This is a genomic window from Streptomyces sp. NPDC030245, from assembly GCF_055572995.1.
Window position 1 is genome coordinate 143806 of sequence record NZ_JBVICF010000005.1, and the last position, 17845, is coordinate 161650.

The 17845-nt window shown below is 70.3% G+C and carries 14 protein-coding genes and 1 pseudogene; 3 read left to right on the forward strand and 12 right to left on the reverse strand.

Features of this window, described 5'->3' with window-relative positions:
• Nucleotides 1–17: 17 nt before the first annotated feature.
• From aroC to ACZ4Z4_RS15410, 7 genes are all read right to left on the reverse strand, one after another.
• Nucleotides 18–1202: a chorismate synthase gene (gene aroC, locus ACZ4Z4_RS15380; RefSeq protein WP_468327080.1), complete on the reverse strand. Its 1185-nt coding sequence runs from the start codon at nucleotides 1200–1202 to the stop codon at nucleotides 18–20.
• Between the two features lie 192 nt (nucleotides 1203–1394).
• Nucleotides 1395–2225: a shikimate dehydrogenase gene (locus ACZ4Z4_RS15385; RefSeq protein ID WP_468327082.1), complete on the reverse strand. Its 831-nt coding sequence runs from the start codon at nucleotides 2223–2225 to the stop codon at nucleotides 1395–1397.
• Entirely contained in the window at nucleotides 2222–3937 is a 1716-nt protein-coding gene (gene mltG / locus ACZ4Z4_RS15390) for an endolytic transglycosylase MltG (RefSeq protein WP_468327084.1), read from the reverse strand. Before mltG ends, ACZ4Z4_RS15385 begins: the two co-directional genes overlap by 4 nt.
• A 124-nt stretch (nucleotides 3938–4061) precedes the next feature.
• Nucleotides 4062–4547, reverse strand: a complete 486-nt coding sequence (gene ruvX / locus ACZ4Z4_RS15395; RefSeq protein WP_468327086.1) for a Holliday junction resolvase RuvX — start codon at nucleotides 4545–4547, stop codon at nucleotides 4062–4064.
• Nucleotides 4547–7216: an alanine--tRNA ligase gene (gene alaS / locus ACZ4Z4_RS15400; protein WP_468327088.1), complete on the reverse strand. Its 2670-nt coding sequence runs from the start codon at nucleotides 7214–7216 to the stop codon at nucleotides 4547–4549. The genes ruvX and alaS overlap by 1 nt, the downstream gene beginning before the upstream one ends.
• Nucleotides 7216–7548 (reverse strand): DUF6167 family protein, encoded by a 333-nt coding sequence (locus ACZ4Z4_RS15405; protein WP_468327090.1) that lies wholly within the window; start codon nucleotides 7546–7548, stop codon nucleotides 7216–7218. The genes alaS and ACZ4Z4_RS15405 overlap by 1 nt, the downstream gene beginning before the upstream one ends.
• 7 nt (nucleotides 7549–7555) lie before the next feature.
• Nucleotides 7556–8014, reverse strand: a complete 459-nt coding sequence (locus ACZ4Z4_RS15410) for a DUF948 domain-containing protein (protein ID WP_468327092.1) — start codon at nucleotides 8012–8014, stop codon at nucleotides 7556–7558.
• 173 nt (nucleotides 8015–8187) lie between these two features.
• Here ACZ4Z4_RS15410 and ACZ4Z4_RS15415 point away from each other — a divergent pair.
• Nucleotides 8188–10285: pseudogene (locus tag ACZ4Z4_RS15415) on the forward strand (ATP-binding protein).
• A 22-nt stretch (nucleotides 10286–10307) separates the two neighbouring features.
• On the opposite strand, the gene rpsD reads toward ACZ4Z4_RS15415, so the two are convergent.
• The 5 genes from rpsD to ACZ4Z4_RS15440 all read right to left on the reverse strand — a co-directional run bounded on the left by rpsD (nucleotide 10308) and on the right by ACZ4Z4_RS15440 (nucleotide 15448).
• On the reverse strand, nucleotides 10308–10922 hold the full coding sequence (gene rpsD, locus ACZ4Z4_RS15420) for a 30S ribosomal protein S4 (protein ID WP_125511570.1): 615 nt from the start codon (nucleotides 10920–10922) through the stop codon (nucleotides 10308–10310).
• 356 nt (nucleotides 10923–11278) lie between these two features.
• Entirely contained in the window at nucleotides 11279–12640 is a 1362-nt protein-coding gene (locus tag ACZ4Z4_RS15425) for a replication-associated recombination protein A (RefSeq protein WP_468327094.1), read from the reverse strand.
• 46 nt (nucleotides 12641–12686) lie between these two features.
• On the reverse strand, nucleotides 12687–13328 hold the full coding sequence (locus tag ACZ4Z4_RS15430; protein ID WP_468327096.1) for a vitamin K epoxide reductase family protein: 642 nt from the start codon (nucleotides 13326–13328) through the stop codon (nucleotides 12687–12689).
• Nucleotides 13329–13458: 130 nt separating this feature from the next.
• A complete protein-coding gene (gene hisS, locus ACZ4Z4_RS15435) occupies nucleotides 13459–14721 on the reverse strand; it encodes a histidine--tRNA ligase (RefSeq protein WP_468327098.1) in 1263 nt (420 codons plus the stop codon).
• Nucleotides 14722–14734: 13 nt separating this feature from the next.
• Nucleotides 14735–15448, reverse strand: a complete 714-nt coding sequence (locus ACZ4Z4_RS15440) for an MBL fold metallo-hydrolase (protein ID WP_468327100.1) — start codon at nucleotides 15446–15448, stop codon at nucleotides 14735–14737.
• A 168-nt stretch (nucleotides 15449–15616) separates the two neighbouring features.
• Here ACZ4Z4_RS15440 and ACZ4Z4_RS15445 point away from each other — a divergent pair, with 168 nt between their 5' ends.
• Nucleotides 15617–16438 carry a peptidylprolyl isomerase gene (locus ACZ4Z4_RS15445; protein WP_468327102.1) on the forward strand — a complete coding sequence of 274 codons (822 nt, stop codon included), beginning with the start codon at nucleotides 15617–15619 and terminating at the stop codon, nucleotides 16436–16438.
• A 134-nt stretch (nucleotides 16439–16572) separates the two neighbouring features.
• Nucleotides 16573–17805 carry a DUF349 domain-containing protein gene (locus ACZ4Z4_RS15450; RefSeq protein WP_468327104.1) on the forward strand — a complete coding sequence of 411 codons (1233 nt, stop codon included), beginning with the start codon at nucleotides 16573–16575 and terminating at the stop codon, nucleotides 17803–17805.
• Nucleotides 17806–17845 lie beyond the last annotated feature (40 nt).

The window sequence follows — 17845 nt, forward strand, 5'->3', positions numbered from 1 at the left end:
GACGATCTGCGGACCGCTCACCGGATCTGGAGGTTGTCGAGGTAGGACTGCACGTTGCGCCGCGTCTCGGGCACGCTGTCGCCCCCGAACTTCTCGGCAACGGCGTCGGCCAGGACGAGCGCCACCATGGCCTCGGCCACAATGCCGGCCGCCGGCACCGCACACACATCGGAACGCTGGTGGTGCGCCTTCGCCGCCTCACCCGTGGCCACATCGATCGTCGCCAACGCACGCGGCACCGTCGCGATCGGCTTCATCGCAGCACGTACACGCAGCAGCTCACCGGTGGTCAGACCACCCTCGGTACCACCCGAGCGGCCAGACGTGCGCTTGATGCCGTCATCCGTGGTGACGATCTCGTCGTGCGCCTTGGAACCCGGCACCCGCGCCAGCTCGAAGCCGTCCCCGACCTCCACACCCTTGATCGCCTGGATACCCATCAGCGCCGCCGCCAGCCGCGCATCCAGCCGCCGGTCCCAGTGCACGTGCGAGCCCAGACCCACCGGCACTCCGTACGCCAGGACCTCGACCACACCACCCAGCGTGTCGCCGTCCTTGTGCGCCTGGTCGATCTCCGCGACCATCGCCTTCGACGCATCCGCATCCAGACAGCGCACCGGATCCGCGTCCAGCCTCTCCACATCGGCAGGAGTGGGGTACACCCCGTAGGGCGCCTTCGCCGCCGCCAGCTCCGTGACGTGCGAGACGATCTCGATCCCCGCCGTCTCCCTCACATACGAACGCGCCACCGCACCCAGCGCCACCCGCGCCGCGGTCTCCCGCGCCGAAGCACGCTCCAGCACCGGACGCGCCTCGTCGAAGCCGTACTTCTGCATGCCCGCCAGGTCCGCATGCCCCGGCCGGGGCCGCGTCAGCGGCGCGTTCCGCGCCAGATCGGCCAGGACCGCCGGATCCACCGGATCGGCCGACATGACCTGCTCCCACTTGGGCCACTCCGTATTGCCCACCATGATCGCGATGGGCGAACCCATGCTCAGCCCGTGCCGCACACCACCCAGGAACGTGACCTCATCACGCTCGAACTTCATCCGCGCACCACGGCCATACCCCAGCCGCCGCCGCGCCAGATGATCCGCCACCATCTCCGTCGTGATCGGCACGCCGGCGGGAAGACCCTCCAACGTCGCGACAAGCGCGGGTCCGTGCGACTCCCCCGCGGTCAGCCAACGCAACCTGCTCAACGGTGTGCTCCTCATGCTCGCGCCTCGAACTGCGGTCTTCGACGGCGCGGCCGGGTGCGCGGCCCTGGCCCGCCACCCCCGATCCTCCCACGACCTGAGGCGCGACCTGCCGTCCGGTCCATCTGACGGACGGCCCTGGGCCACCCCTCGGCCACCCCTCGGCCGCGCCTCGACCACGGCGCGACCAGGGATTTACCGGGCGGCGAGCGCGCGCTCCCCCGCCTGGCGCATGGCGGCCAGCGGCGCGGGCGCGCGGCCCGTCATCTGCTCGACCTGGAGCACGGCCTGGTGCACGAGCAGGTCGAGTCCGCTGACGACCGCGCCGCCGTACGCCGACCAGCGCGCCGCGAGATCAGTGGGCCACGGGTCGTACAGCACGTCGAAGAGGGTGGCCGGCCTCTCGGGGACGAGGGCGGCCAGCGCGTCCGTGGTGCCCGCGGGAGTCGTGGCGATCACCAGGGGGGCGGTCAGCGCCTCGCGGGCGTCCTCCCACGCCTCGGTCCTGACCTCCACGTCAAGCCGCTCGCCCCACTGCCGCATCTCGGCGGCGCGGGCATCACTCCGTACGTAGACGACGACCTCGCCCGTGCAGATCCGCGCGAGCGCGGCCAGCGCCGACGACGCGGTGGCGCCCGCGCCGAGGATCGCGGCCGACTCGACCTGCTCGATGCCGTGCTCACGGAGCGCGGCGACCATGCCGGGGATGTCGGTGTTGTCACCGGTGCGCCGCCCGTCGGGGCCGAACACCACCGTGTTCACCGCCTCGACGGACATGGCGGTCTCGCTGACCTCGTCGAGCAGCGGCATGATGGCCCGCTTCAACGGCATGGTCAGCGACAGCCCGGCCCATTCGGGGCCGAGTTTTTCGACGAATTCGGGCAGTGCCGCCTCGTCGATCTCGAAACGGTCGTACGTCCAGTCACTGAGGCCCAATTCCTGGTAGGCCGCGCCGTGCAGCACCGGGGAGAGTGAATGGGCGATCGGGGAGCCGAGGACTCCGGCTCGTCGCTTCTGCGCGCTCATTGCCCCTTCAGGTATTTCTCGCGGTTCCGGTTCTGTTCCTCGTTCGTCTCGGCGAAGAGCGTCTTGTCCTCGCTGACGGAGACGAAGTAGTACCAGTCGCCCTTGGCGGGATGCAGTGCCGAATTGAGTGCGACCTCGCCCGGGTTTCCGATCGGCCCGGGCGGCAGGCCCTTGATCTTGTAGGTGTTGTACGGGTCCTTGAGCCTGCGGAGCTCGTCGACCGAGCCCGTCGCCAACTCGGACTTGCCGCGCAGGTAGTTCACCGTCGAGTCGAAGTCCAACAGGCCGTACGTCTCGGTGTTGTTGGGCTTCAGGCGGTTGTAGACGACCGTGGCGACCTTCTCGAAGTCGTGCTTGTACTTGCCTTCGGCCTGGACCAGGCTCGCCACGGTGAGGAGTTCGAGCGGGCTCTTGAGGTTCAGGTCCTTGGCCTTCGACGCGAGGCCGAGCTCGTCGTACTTCTCCGTCGCGTGGGCGACCATGTTCTTGAGGACGTCCGCGGGCTTCTGGCCCTTGGCGACCGGATAGCTGGAGGGATAGAGGAATCCTTCCAGGGGGTCCTTGATGTCCTTGTTCGTATTGGCCCAGGCAGGCAGGCCGAGGCTCCGCCATTCCTTCTTGGCCACGTTTTCCGTGGTGCCCTTGGCCACGTCGAGGCGGTCGTCGATCTGTTCGTAGACCCATACGTTCCGCCGGCCCTCGGGAATGATGAGGTTGCTGCGGCTCTTCGGGTTGAGCATCAGGGCGACGGCGCTCTTGGCGGACATGTGCTTCTTGAGCGTGTAGACGCCCGACTGGATGGTCTTGCCCTGCTGGTGCTGCCCCTGGGCCGAGACGAACGCGTCGACGCTCTTCACGACGCCCGCGTCCTTGAGCTTCTGCCCGATCGCGTAACCGCTGGAGGCCTTGGGGATCTCGACGACGGCCGTGCCCGAGCCCTCGCCCGCGTAGTCCGGCGCCGTACCGAAACGATCCTGGTAGAACTGGTAGCCGAAGTAGCCGACTCCGCCGAGGCCGCCGCCGAAGACGAGTGTGACGACCAGACAGGCGCAGCCGTTGCGGCGCTTCTTGGGCTTCTTGCCGCCACGGCCGCCCCGCCTCTCGCCCCGGCGGCCGGACCCGTCGTCGTCCTCGGCGTCGTCACCCGCGAAGAACGCGTGCTCGCCCTGGTCGGGGCCCGGATCCCAGTCCGTCTCGGATTCGGCCTCGGACTCGGGGGGCGCGGCCGGGCGGCGGCGACCGGGCGGCTCCGGCGGCGCGTACGCGTCCGGTGTGGAGTAGTAGTCGTGGCTCTCCGAGCCGTAGCCGGCCTGCTGGCCGCCGTAGGGGTCCATCGGGTCGGCGCTGTACGGGACCTGGCCCTGCTGGCCGGTGTCCCAGCCACCGTCGCCGCCGTTGTAGCCGTGCGCGGGGCCGCCGTCGTAACCGTGGCCGGTGTCACCGCCGTACTGCTGTTGCTGCCCGTAGGCCTGCTGCTGTCCGGTGCTCCAGTCACCGCCGTACTGGGAGTCGTGCGACGGCTGCTGCTGGTGTGGCTGCTGCTGCTGGTGCGGCTGCTGATGCTGGTGCGGCTGCTGCGGGTGGTACTGCCCCTGGCCGCCGTAGGTGGACGTGCCGCCCGAAGACTGCTGTCCTCCCCATCCGCTGTCCCCGTACAACGGGTCCTCCGGATGCCACGGTTCGGAGCCTGGGCCCCGGCCATACTCAGTCATCGATCCCCTACATGCCGCGAGGCGGGGCCGCCGTCGGGATGGCCGGGCAACCGTTCCGCCTCTTGATGCTGTGCGGCAGCTGTTCGAACGCCGCCGCATCGCGCGGAACGTTACCGTATCGCGATCAGATGACCACTTCGACGCCCTCGCCGGGAGCTTTACCTGACGCCCGTTCGGACTCCAGGGCCTGCTGGAGGATGATCACGGCCGCCGCCTGATCGATGACAGACCTGCCCTTTTTGGACTTCACGCCGGAGGCGCGCAGTCCCTGACCGGCCGTCACTGTGGTCATCCTCTCGTCCACGAGCCTCACCGCAATGGGGGCGACCATGCGGGCGAGGTCCTGGGTGAACGCGCGGACCTTGGCGGCCGCCGGGCCCTCGCCCCCGTTGAGGGAGCGAGGGAGGCCGACGACGATCTCGATCGGCTCGTACTCGTCGGCGAGCTGCTTCAAGCGGCGCTGGGCGGCCGGGACGTCGCGTCCCGGCACCGTCTCCACCGGCGTGGCCAGGATCCCGTCGGGGTCGCACGAGGCGACCCCGATGCGGGCGTCACCGACGTCGATGGCGAGACGGCGGCCCCGGCGCATGCCCGGTACAGGCTCGGTCATCAGGCCGTCTCGGTGACGAGGCGCTCGACGGCCGCGATGGCGTCGCCGATGGCGGCCGGGTTCTGGCCGCCGCCCTGGGCGACGTCCGGCTTGCCGCCGCCACCGCCGCCGAGGGTCTTCGCGGCCGTACGGACCAGGTCGCCGGCCTTGAAGCCGCGCTCACGGGCGGCTTCGTTGGTGGCGATGACCGTCAGCGGCCGGCCGTTGGCCGTGGCGAAGAGCGCGACGACGGCCGGGCGGTCGCCCTGGATGCGGCCGCGCACGTCGAGGACCAGCTTGCGCAGGTCGTCGGCGCCCGTGCCGTCCGGCACCTGCCCGGTGACGACGGCGACACCGCGCACGTCCTTGGCGGACTCGACGAGACCGGCGGCGGCCTGGAGGACCTTCTCCGCGCGGAACTTCTCGATCTCCTTCTCGGCGTCCTTCAGCTTGGCGAGCATGCCGGAGATCTTCTCGGGAAGCTCCTCGGGACGGCCCTTGACCAGCTCCTGGAGCTGGGCGACGACCGTGTGCTCCTTGGCGAGGAAGTTGTACGCGTCGACGCCGACCAGCGCCTCGATGCGGCGCACACCGGAGCCGATGGAGGATTCGCCGAGCAGCTTCACCAGGCCCAGCTGGGCGGTGTTGTGCACGTGCGTGCCGCCGCACAGCTCCTTGGAGAAGTCGCCGATGGTGACGACACGCACGCGCTCGCCGTACTTCTCGCCGAACTCGGCGATGGCGCCCTGCTTCTTCGCGTCGTCGATCGACATGACCTCGGCCTGGACGTCCAGCTCCCTGGCGAGCACCGAGTTGATCTTCTGCTCTACGTCCGTCATCACGGCCGTGGGCACGGCGGACGGCGAACCGAAGTCGAAGCGGAAGCGGCCGGGCTGGTTCTCCGAACCGGCCTGGGCGGCCGTCGGGCCGAGCGCGTCACGCAGCGCCTGGTGGGTGAGGTGCGTGGCGGAGTGGGCGCGGGCGATGGCGCGGCGGCGGTGGGCGTCGATCGACGCCCACACCGGGGCGCCCACGGTGATCTCGCCGACCTGGACGACACCCTTGTGGACGTGCACGCCGGGCACCGGCTTCTGCACGTCACGGATCTCGACGATCGCGCCGCTGTCCAGGCGGATGCGGCCGGTGTCGCCGATCTGGCCGCCGCCCTCGGCGTAGAACGGGGTGCGGTCGAGGACGATCTCGACCTCGTCGCCCTCGGTGGCGGCGGGCGAGGAGACACCGTTGACCAGCAGGCCGACGATCTGGGCCTCGTTCTCCGTGAGGGAGTAGCCGGTGAAGTCGGTGGTGCCGGAGGTGTCGGCGATCTCGCGGTAGGCGTGCAGGTCGGCGTGGCCGGTCTTCTTGGCCATGGCGTCGGCCTTGGCGCGGTCCCGCTGCTCCTTCATGAGGCGGCGGAAACCGTCCTCGTCCACGGTCAGGCCCTGCTCGGCGGCCATCTCCAGGGTGAGGTCGATGGGGAAGCCCCACGTGTCGTGCAGCAGGAACGCCTTGTCGCCGGAGAGGACCTTGCCGCCGGCGGCCTTGGTCTCGGTGACGGCGGTGTCGAGGATGTTGGTGCCGCCCTTGATGGCCTTGAGGAAGGCGGCCTCTTCGGCGATGGCGACGGTCTCGATGCGCTTGCGGTCGGTGACGAGCTCCGGGTACTGCTGCCCCATCGTCTCGATCACGACGTCGACGAGGTCCTTGACGACCGGGCCGGTGGCGCCCAGCAGACGCATGTTGCGGATGGCGCGGCGCATGATGCGGCGCAGCACGTAGCCGCGGCCCTCGTTGCCGGGGGTGACGCCGTCGCCGATGAGCATCGTGGACGTACGGATGTGGTCGGCGACCACGCGCAGGGAGACGTCCGAGCCGTGCTCCGCGCCGTAGCGCACGCCGGTGAGCTCGGTGGCCTTGTCCATGACGACGCGCAGGGTGTCCGTCTCGTACATGTTCTGTACGCCCTGGAGGATCATGGCGAGACGCTCGAGACCGAGACCGGTGTCGATGTTCTTGGTCGGCAGCTCGCCGAGGATCTCGAAGTCCTCCTTCGAGGTGCCCTCGCCGCGCTCGTACTGCATGAAGACCAGGTTCCAGATCTCCACGTACCGCTCGTCGTTGACGGCCGGGCCGCCCTCGACGCCGAACTCCGGGCCGCGGTCGTAGTTGATCTCCGAGCAGGGGCCGCAGGGTCCGGGCACGCCCATGGACCAGAAGTTGTCCTTCTTGCCCAGGCGCTGGATGCGCTCGGCCGGGACGCCGACCTTCTCGCGCCAGATCTGCTCGGCCTCGTCGTCGTCGAGGTAGACCGTGATCCACAGCCGCTCGGGGTCGAGGCCGAAGCCGCCCTTCTCCACGGGGCTGGTCAGCAGCTCCCAGGAGAGCGTGATGGCGCCTTCCTTGAAGTAGTCGCCGAAGGAGAAGTTGCCGCACATCTGGAAGAACGTGCCGTGGCGCGTGGTCTTGCCGACCTCTTCGATGTCGGGCGTGCGCACGCACTTCTGCACGCTGGTGACGCGCGGCGCGGGCGGCTTGACCTCACCCAGGAAGTAGGGCTTGAAGGGCACCATGCCCGCGGGGACGAGCAGCAGAGTCGGGTCGTCCGCGATGAGCGACGCCGAAGGGACGACGGTGTGCCCGCGCTCCTCGAAGAAGCTCAGCCAGCGGCGGCGGATTTCAGCCGACTCCATCAGTGGTCCTCATTCCAGTTGTACTGCGTCTTCGTGTGGTTCTTGTTGCTGATGTGGTTCTCGATGACCGCGAAGCGGCGCGACGGGGGCAGCTCGGCGTCGGGGTGGTCCCGCAGCCCCAGCGCCTCGTCCAGCTCGGCCTCACGCTCGGCCATGCCGTCGCGGATGTCGAGCGCGAAGTCCTTCAGGCGGTGACCCGTCTCGATCGCCTTGTTCGCGGCCTGCGCGGCGAGGCTCTCGGGGGTCAGCTGCTTGAGCTTGCGGTTGACCTTGGTGGTGGCCCACACGCCGGCGGCTGCGCCCGCGGTGAACCAGAACGTACGGCGGAACATCGCTGCGTCAGTCCCTCTTACTCCGGTTGGCCCGCTTGGTCCGCCGTGCGGACGGGACGGTTCGGCCCACGATCACCGTACGACGGGACGGCTTGGCGGGCATTTCCTCCGCCGCGGGGGCGGCCTTGCGGCTGATGGCCCGGCGCACGCCGTAACCGAACGCGGCCACCTTGACGAGCGGGCCGCCGAAGGTGGAGGCGACCGTCGTGGAGAGCGCCGAGGCGTTCGACGTGACCTCCTGGACGTCGGAGGCGATGGCGTCGACGCGGTCGATCTGCGTCTGCGCGGAGCGCACCGCGGTGGAGGCGTCCGCCAGCAGGGGCACCGCCTGCTCGGTCACGTCCGCGACGAGCTTGGTGGTCGCCCTGAGCGTCTGGGCCAGCCTCGCCAGTGCCACCGCGAGGAAGGAGACCAGGATCGCCCAGAAGACGGCCACCAGGATCCCGGCAACCTCTCCACCGGACACTTGGCACCGCTCCCTGAATCTCGTCCCTGAACTTCGTACCTGGACATCTAAAAGTCGTCCTCCGACCCTATCGCGCCGGTGGCGTCGCTCCGTACCGCATTCCCCGCCGCCTGCCCAGGAGTTGTCCGGTCTGTTTGTACGGAGCGCATTCGACTGGGTACGCTCCGTGCCCCATGCGACCTTCTCAGCCCGGCAATCTCCCCCTGGAACTGAACGCCTTCGTCGGGCGCGAGGCCGAACTCACCGAGCTGGCGGCCGCGTTGGAGGCCGGGCGGCTGGTCACGGTCACCGGCGTCGGCGGGGTCGGGAAGTCCCGTCTCGCCGTGCGGGCCGCAGCGCGGAGCGGACCGCGCGACGGCGCCTGGCTGGTGGATCTCACGGCGCTGCGGGACCCGGACCTGCTCGACCACGCGGTCGTCGAGGCCCTGGAGCTGACGGACCACACGAAGAGGCCGCCGCGCCAGGTGCTGCTCGGGCACCTGGCGGAGCGGGAACTGCTGCTCGTCGTCGACGGTTTCGAGCATCTCGTCGACGCCTGCGCCCCGCTGGTGCGCGATCTGCTGGTGCACTGCCCCGGGCTGCGGGTGCTCGCCGTGGGGCGTCGCCCGCTGGAGACCGAGGGCGAGCGGCTCTTCCCGCTCGCGCCGATGCCGGGCCCGGAGGCGGCCGCGCTCTTCACCGACCGTGCGGCGGCCGGCCTGCCCGGTTTCGTCCTCGACGACGGCAATCGCGCGGACGTCATGGAGCTGTGCCGGCGTCTCGACGGCATCCCGCTCGCCGTGGAGCTGGCCGCGGGACGGCTGCGGGCGCTCTCGCCCGCGCAGCTCCTCACCCGGCTCGACGACCGGTTCCGGCTGCTCACCGGTGCCCGGCGCGACACCCCGGCGCGTCACCAGACACTGCGGACCGCGATTGGCTGGAGTCACGAGCTGTGCGCGCCGCGGGAGCGGCTGCTGTGGTCACGCCTCTCGGTGTTCGCCGGACAGTTCGACCTGGAGGCCGCCGAATACGTCTGCGCCGGGGACGGGCTCCCCGCCGACGATGTGCTGGACGTACTGGACGAGCTCCTCGCGCAGTCCGTCCTCACCCGTGAGGAGGGGCCCTCGGGTGTGCGCTACCGCATGCTCGACACGGTCAGGGCCTACGGCGCCGACTGGCTGGAGGCGGCGGGCGAGGGCGCACGGCTGCGGCGCAGGCACCGCGACTGGTACGTGGGGTTCGCCGCCTGGTGCGAGCTGGACTGGTTCTCGCCGCGCCAGCAGGAGATCGCCGCTCTCGTCGACGCCGAACTGCCCAATCTGCGGGCCGCGTTGGAGTTCTGCCTGACCGAGCGGGACGGGACCCACCTGGGTCAGCACCTCGCCGGGACGCTGTGGTTCTACTGGGTCGGCTGCGGGCGGCTCACGGAGGGCAGGCACTGGCTGGACCGCGCCCTGGAGCTCGACGGAGGCCACGAGGAGTCGCGGCTCAAGGCGCTGTGGGTGCTCGGCTATGTGGCGGTGCTGCAAGGTGACGCGGTCGCCGCGCTGGCCGCGCTGCACGAGTGCCGTGACGGCGCGCACCACACGGGCAGCGCGATCGCCGCGGCGTACGCGGAGCACCGCATCGGCTGTCTGGCCCTGGTCACGGACGACCTGCCGCGCGCGGAGGCGCTGCTGCGCGCGGCGCTGGAGCGGTACCGGGAGATCGGCGAGCTCAACAGCAACGTCCTGATGGGGCAGACGGAGCTCGCCATGGTGCTGGCCTTCCGCGGCGAGCTCGCCGCCGCGGTGGAGCTCTGCGAGGACGTGCGCCGGGTCTGCGAGGACCACGGCGAGCGCTGGACCCTCGCGTACGCCCTCTATGTCCTCGGCTACGCGGCGTGGACCCGCGGTGAGGCGGCGACGGCGCGCGAGCTGCTCGCCGAGTCGCTCGATCTCGACCACCGCTTCCACGATCTGCTCGGCACGGTCCTCTCCATCGAGCTGCTCGCGCTGTTCACCGTGGCGGAGGGCGATCCGGCGGAGGCGGCGGTGCTCCAGGGCGCCGCGTCCCGCATCTGGCGTTCGGTGGGTCTGCCGCTGTTCGGCTCGGTCCATTTCGGCGGGCCGCACGTGCTCTGTGAGCGGCAGGCCCGCGAGGCGCTCGGCGACGAGCGGTACGAGGAGTGCGTGCGCGCGGGGACGGCGCTCGGTCTGGAGGCGGCGGTGGCGCGGGCGCTGCGCGGCGGCCCCGGAAACGACCGAACCCGCCGCCTCCCCCACCACGAAGGGCGGGGAGGCGACGGGCTGAAGCAGGGTGAGCTACGTCCGGGTCAGCGGGCGTAGTACTCGACGACGAGCTGCTCGTCGCAGATCACGGGGATCTCCTTGCGGTTCGGGTCGCGGTCCAGGCGGAAGGCCAGGGCCTTCAGGTTCACCTGGAGGTAGCGCGGGATCTCGCCGTCGGGGGCGAAGCCACCCTCGCGCGCGACCTGGAACAGCGGCTTCTCACGGCTGCGCTCGCGGACCATCACGACGTCGTCGGGACGGACGCGGTACGACGGCTTGTCGACCTTGCCGCCGTTGACCTCGATGTGGCCGTGCACGACCATCTGGCGGGCCTGGTAGATCGTGCGGGCGATGCCCGAACGCAGAACCAGGGCGTCGAGACGACGCTCCAGCTCGATGACCAGGGCCTCACCGGTCTTGAGCTGCGTCTTGGACGCACGCTCGTAGGCACGGACGAGCTGACGCTCGGAGAGGTCGTACTGCGCACGCAGCCGCTGCTTCTCGAGCAGACGGACCTTGTAGTCCGAGTTCTGCTTGCGCCCACGGCCGTGCTCGCCCGGCGGGTAGGGGCGGGCCTCGAAGTACTTGACGGCCTTCGGGGTCAGCGCGATGCCGAGGGCACGCGACTTCTTGACCTTGGGGCGGGACTGGTTCGGCATGAACCAACCTCTCTGTTCTAAGTGAAATCGGCTTCACCAGTGGTTAGGGGAGGTCGCAATCCGCAGCCTGGGAAACCCGGCTCGTCCTGGTGGACGGGCCCGGCAGCCGCTCCCTGGTCTGGGCACAATGTGCAGCACGCGAGTGGCCCACCGACCGATTCCCGGGACTCCGGGGTGGTGGTGGGCTGCCCGCGACACCTTCGACGGTGCGCGACGCTCCTGGATCCCCTTGCCTCGTGGCGGTGGGCCTCGCGGCGGTGGGGCTCCGGCTGGGTGTCCCGTTCTGGTGGTGCCGGTACGAGACCGGACACGGGACGCAGCGCTCCGGACAACTATACCGGGTGCGGCGAGATGGCTCAGCCCTCGGGCTGCTCGCCCTTGAGGCGGGAGCGGACGCGCTCGACCACGTCGGCGTACCGCGCCTCCGCGCCGTACCTCGTCGGCTGGTAGTAGCGCTTGCCCTCGATGGTGTCCGGCGCGTACTGCTGGGCGGCGATGCCGCCGGGGACGTCGTGCGGGTACACATACCCCTGGGCGTGGCCGAGCTTGGCCGCGCCCTTGTAGTGGCCGTCGCGCAGGTGGGGCGGGACGGGTCCGGCGAGGCCGCCGCGGACGTCGGCCTGGGCCTGCTGGATCGCGATCGTCGCGGCGTTCGACTTCGGGGCGAGGGCGAGGGCGATCGTGGCGTGGCTGAGGGTGAGGGCGGCCTCGGGGAAGCCGATCATGGCGACGGCCTGGGCGGCGGCGACGGCGGTGGGCAGCGCGGTCGGGTCGGCGAGGCCGATGTCCTCGCTTGCGGAGATCATCAGGCGCCGGGCGATGAAGCGGGGGTCCTCGCCGGCCTCGATCATGCGGGCCAGATAGTGCAGGGCGGCGTCCACGTCCGAGCCGCGGATGGACTTGATGAGGGCGCTCGCCACGTCGTAGTGCTGGTCGCCGTCCCTGTCGTACTTCACGGCGGCCCGGTCGACCGACTCCTCCAGGGTCTGGAGGGTGATCTCCCGCTCCCCCTTGGCGAGCGCCGACCCGGCGCCCGCCTCCAGGGCGGTGAGCACACGGCGGGCGTCGCCACCGGCGATGCGCAGCAGGTGTTCCTCGGCCTCCGCGGGCAGCTCGACCGCGCCGGCCAGGCCCCGCTCGTCGACGAGCGCCCGGCGGAGCAGGGCGCGCAGGTCGTCGTCCGTGAGGGGTTCGAGGGTGAGGAGCAGGGAGCGGGAGAGGAGGGGGGAGATGATCGAGAAGTACGGATTCTCGGTGGTCGCGGCGATGAGGGTGACCCAGCGGTTCTCCACGGCGGGCAGCAGGGAGTCCTGCTGGGCCTTGCTGAAGCGGTGGATCTCGTCGAGGAAGAGGACGGTCTCCTTGCCGTGGCCGCCCATCGCCCTGCGGGCACCGTCGATGACGGCACGGACTTCCTTGACGCCCGCGGTGATCGCGGAGAGCTCGACGAAGCGCTTGTTCGTGGCCTTCGAGACCACGTACGCGAGGGTGGTCTTGCCGATGCCGGGCGGGCCCCACAGGAAGACCGACGAGGGTCCGGCGGGGCCTCCGCCGCCCTCGCCGACGAGGCGGCGCAGGGGCGAGCCCGGCTTCAGCAGATGCTGCTGGCCGACGACTTCGTCGAGGGTGCGGGGGCGCATCCGGACGGCCAGGGGGCTGCTGGACGGATCCTTCTCCTGGCGGTCTTCGGCTGCGGCGGTGAACAGGTCGGGCTCCACGTCGAGAACCCTATGTCACCCCACTGACAATCCCTCCGGGCGCCGGTCAGGCCCAGAGGTCGGCGCCCCAGCGGGTGAGGATCAGCATCGCGATGACGCCGGTGTGCATCACCGGCAGCGCCCAGGTGAAGTCGGCCAGGAAGCTCTTGGCCCAGCCCGGCGCGGGCAGGAAACCGGCCCGGATGTTGAAGGACGTGATGTACCAGAACATCAGGAGCGTGGCGATCCAGGCCAGGGTGCACCAGAGGCAGAGCGCGTTGATGTGGTAGAGCGACTGGATCATCAGCCAGGTGCAGAAACCGACGCCGAAGAGCGCGCCCGCGTTGAACGTGAGCCAGTACCAGCGCGGGAAGCGGGCCCCGGCGAGGAGGCTCATGCCGACGCAGATGACGATGGCGTAGGTGACCAGGCCCAGCATCGGGTTGGGGAAGCCGAAGGCCTCCGCCTGCTCGCTCTTCATGATGCTGCCGCAGGCGACGACGGGGTTGATGCTGCAACCCGGCTGGAAGTTCGGGTCCTTCAGGAGCTCGAACTTGTCGAGAGTGATCACCCAGGAGGCGAGCAGACCGGCGGCGCCCGTGATCACCAGAAGCAGGGCGAGCGCGCGACTGCCACCGACAGCGCCGGGAGCGTGCGCGCGCTCCCGCTCGTCGGAGGCCTCGTCCTTCGCTGACATCGTTTTGCTCATCACGCCGTTCCGTCGCTTGTGGGGGCCGCGGGCAGGGACATTGTGCCGTACGTACCTGTGTGTCCGTCCCCGGAACGGCAGCGCGGGGTCCGTTTCCGGACCCCGCGTGGACAAGTGCCTCGCCGGCGCGCTATGCCAGCTTCGCCGTGAGCACCGCGACGACCTCGTCGACCGCCACGGCGCTCTGCTCGCCGGACTCCATGTCCTTGAGCTGGACGACGCCTTCGGCCAGGTCACGCTCACCGGCGACGACGGTGAAGCGCGCGCCCGAGCGGTTGGCGTTCTTCATCGCGCCCTTCAGGCCCTTCCCGCCGTACGAGAAGTCCGCCGCGACCCCGGCCCTGCGCAGCTCCGTCACCTTGGCGAACAGGACGCGGCGGGCCTCCTCGCCGAGCGGTACCGCGAAGACGCTGGTGGACGCGGGCAGTTCGAGTTCGACGCCCTCCGCCTCCAGGGCGAGCACGGTGCGGTCCACGCCGAGCGCCCAGCCGACCGACGGCAGCGAGGGGCCGCCGATCATCTCGGAGAGGCCGTCGTAGCGTCCGCCGCCGCCGACCGCGGACTGCGAGCCGAGGCCGTCGTGGACGAACTCGAAGGTCGTGCGGGTGTAGTAGTCCAGGCCGCGGACCAGCTTCTCGTCGTCCTCGAAGGCGACGCCCGCCGCCGTGATGAGCTCGCGGACCTGCTCGTGGTACGTCTTGCACGCGTCGCACAGGTAGTCACGCAGGGAGGGCGCGCCCACCAGCTGCTTCTGGACGTCCGCCCGCTTGTCGTCGAGGACCCGCAGCGGGTTGATGTCGATACGTCGACGTGTCTCCTCGTCCAGGTCCAGGCCGCGCAGGAACTCCTGGAGCGCGGCGCGGTAGACGGGACGGCACTCCTTGTCGCCGAGCGAGTTCAGCAGGATGCGGAAGTTCCGCAGGCCGAGGGCGCGGTACGCCTGGTCGGCCAGGATGATCAGCTCGGCGTCGAGCGCCGGGTCCTCGGCGCCGATCGCCTCGGCACCGACCTGGGAGAAGTGCCTGTAGCGGCCCTTCTGGGGGCGCTCGTACCGGTAGTAGGAGCCCGAGTACCAGAGCTTGACGGGCAGGTTGCCCGCCTTGTGGAGGTTGCCCTCCAGGGCCGCGCGCAGCACGGACGCGGTGCCCTCGGGGCGCAGCGCGAGCTCGTCGCCGCCCTTGGTGGTGAAGGCGTACATCTCCTTGGTGACGATGTCGGTGGACTCACCGACACCGCGCGCGAACAGCTCGACGTTCTCGAAGCCGGGCGTCTCGACGTAGCCGTAGCCGGAGTTGCGCAGCGGCGCGGCGATGGCCTCGCGGACCGCCAGGAACTTCGCGGAGTCCGGCGGAAGCAGGTCGTACGTGCCCTTGGGGGCCTTGAAGGTGCTCACGGAATTTCTCTCGTCACATTCCTCGTCGCGGGGCGGACGTGGGGTCCGCGCCCAGGCCGGCGGCCACCTGCCGCAGATACGGGTTGGTGGCGCGCTCCTGGCCGATGGATGTCTGGGGGCCGTGGCCGGACAGCACCACGGTCGAGTCGTCGAGCGGCAGGCACACGCGGGCCAGCGACTGGAGGATCTCGGTGTGGCTGCCGCCGGGCAGGTCGGTGCGTCCGATGGAGCCGGCGAAGAGCAGATCGCCCGAGAAGAAGACCGAGGGGACCTCGGCCGTCTCGGGCATCTGGAAGGTCACCGACCCCTTCGTATGGCCCGGCGCGTGCGCGACGGTGAAGTCGAGACCCGCCAGCTTCAGCCCGGCGCCGTCGGACAGCTCACGCAGGTCGTCGGGCTCCCCCACCGTCAGCTCGCCCATGAGCGGCATCCCGATGGAGCGCCCGAGGGCCTTCTCGGGGTCGCTCATCATGTACCGGTCGGAGGGGTGGATCCACGCGGGCACGTCGTGCGCCCCGCAGACCGGGACGACCGAGGCGACGTGGTCGATGTGGCCGTGCGTGAGGATGACCGCGACGGGCTTGAGCCGATGCTTCTGGAGTGCGTCCTCGACTCCCTGGGCGGCCTGGTGGCCCGGGTCGATGATCACGCACTCCTCGCCTGCGGCGGGGGCGACCACGTAGCAGTTGGTGCCCCAGGCCCCGGCGGGGAACCCGGCAATCAGCACGATCGTCCTTCATTCGTCGTCCGGCGGGAGGGAGCCGCGGGCCCCCGGCGGGAGAACGCGGCAGATCAGAGCCTACCGGCGCTGCCGATTCCACAGGTAACCCATATACGGTACGGGGCACTACGCAGCGTATGACGAGACATGCGCGGGAGAAGGGGAGAAAAGCCGGTGGTCAGCCAGGAACAGCGGCGCAAGCAGCTCGCGCGGGAGAAGCGCCGGCGGCAGCAGGAGCGGCGCGAGGCCGCACGGCGCCGGGTACGGGCGCGCAACGCGGTGATCGCGGGGACGCTCGCGGTGGTCGTGGCCGGTGGCGCCGTGTCGTACGCGGCCGGGGCCTTCGACGGGGACGACACGAAGGACGACGCGAACGCACAGGCGAGCAGCGCGCCCAAGGACCCGTGCGAGAAGGCGGCGCCCGGCAAGGTGAAGCCGCTGAGCTTCGAGAAGGAGCCGGCGCTCACCATCGACAAGTCCGCCGACTACCGGATGGAGCTGCGGACGACGTGCGGTGACATCGGCCTCGACCTGGACGCGGCGAAGGCCCCGCGCACCGTCAACTCCTTCAACTTCCTGGTGAACAAGGGCTACCTGGACCACACCAAGTGCCACCGCCTGACCACCGGCGGCATCTACGTCCTCCAGTGCGGCGACCCGAAGGGGACCGGGGAGGGCAGCCCCGGATACAAGATCCCGGACGAGAACCTGAAGGACAAGCGCCTCAAGGGCAACGTGTATCCGGCCGGCACGGTCGCCATGGCGAACCAGTACAACGCCCGGGCGAAGAAGGGCAGGAACACCGGCGGCAGCCAGTTCTTCCTCGTCTACCAGGACAGTCAGCTCCCGCCCGACTACACACCGTTCGGGACCATTTCCGATTCCGGGATGAAGGTCCTGAAGAAGATCGCCGCCGCCGGCGAGAGCAGCGGGCAGGGCGACGGCGCCCCGAACGCGACGGTCGTCATCGACAAGGCCACCGTCACCAAATCCTGAGCGCCGCCAGGCAAACTTCGGTCGTGCGGGATGCGGACAGCCGCCCCGCCGGTCGCCTATGTTGGCGGTGACGAAACTGTGGACGATGCCGGGGGCCCCGAGGCCCTGCGCAGGCATCATGTGGAGGAGGCGCTGTGAGCAGCGACCCGTGGGGCCGCGTCGACGAGACGGGGACCGTGTACGTGCGTACGGCCGACGGCGGCGAGCGAGTGGTCGGTTCGTGGCAGGCAGGATCTCCCGACGAGGCCCTGGCCTACTTCGAGCGCAAGTACGACGGTCTGGTCGTCGAGATCGGACTTCTCGAGCGCCGGGTGAAGACGACCGATCTGTCGGCCAAGGACGCGATGACCGCCATCGACCACCTGCGTCAGCAGGTCGACGAGGCGCACGCGGTCGGTGATCTGGACGCCCTGAGCAAGCGGCTCGACAAGCTGGTGGAGACCGTCGAGGCGCGCCGCGAGGAGCGCAAGGCGCAGAAGGCCAAGCAGTCCGACGAGGCGCGGCACGCCAAGGAGGCCCTGGTCGTCGAGGCCGAGGAGCTGGCCCGCAGCGAGCAGTGGCGGGCGGCCGGCGAGCGGCTGCGGGCCCTGGTGGACACCTGGAAGGGTCTGCCGCGTCTCGACCGCAAGTCGGATGACGAACTGTGGCACCGCTTCTCGCACGCGCGCTCGGCGTTCTCCAAGCGCCGCAAGGCGCACTTCGCCTCGCTGGACGCGCAGCGCGAGGAGGCCCGCAAGGCCAAGGAGACACTGGTCGCCGAGGCCGAGGCGCTGTCGAGCTCGACGGACTGGGGCCCGACGGCCGCGCGGTACCGCGAGTTGATGGCCGACTGGAAGGCAGCGGGCCGCGCCCAGCGCGAGCACGAGGACGATCTGTGGAACCGCTTCCGCGGCGCCCAGGACGTCTTCTTCGCGGCGCGCAGCGCGGTCTTCGCGGAGCGCGACGCGGAGCAAGGTGAGAACCTGAAGCTCAAGGAGGAGCTGGCCGCCGAGGCCGAGAAGCTCGTCCCGGTGACGGACCTGAAGTCGGCCCGTGCCGCCTTCCGTGCCATCAACGAGCGCTGGGAGGCCATCGGCCACGTCCCGCGTGACGCCCGCCCGAAGGTCGAGGGCCGCATGCACGCCGTGGAGCGGGCGCTTCAGGAGTCCGAGGAGGCCGAGTGGCGCCGGACGAACCCGGAGGCGCGGGCCCGTGCCGAGGGTCTCACGGGGCAGTTGCAGGCGGCGGTGGACAAGCTGACGGAGCAGATCGAGAAGGCCCGCGCGGCGGGCAACAACGCCAAGGCCGACAAGCTCCAGAAGGAGCTCGACGGCCGTCAGGCGCTGCTCGACCAGGCCTTGAAGGGTCTGCACGAGTTCGGCGGCTGAGTTTTCGGCACTCTACGTAGAGGGGCTCCCGCACACCGCG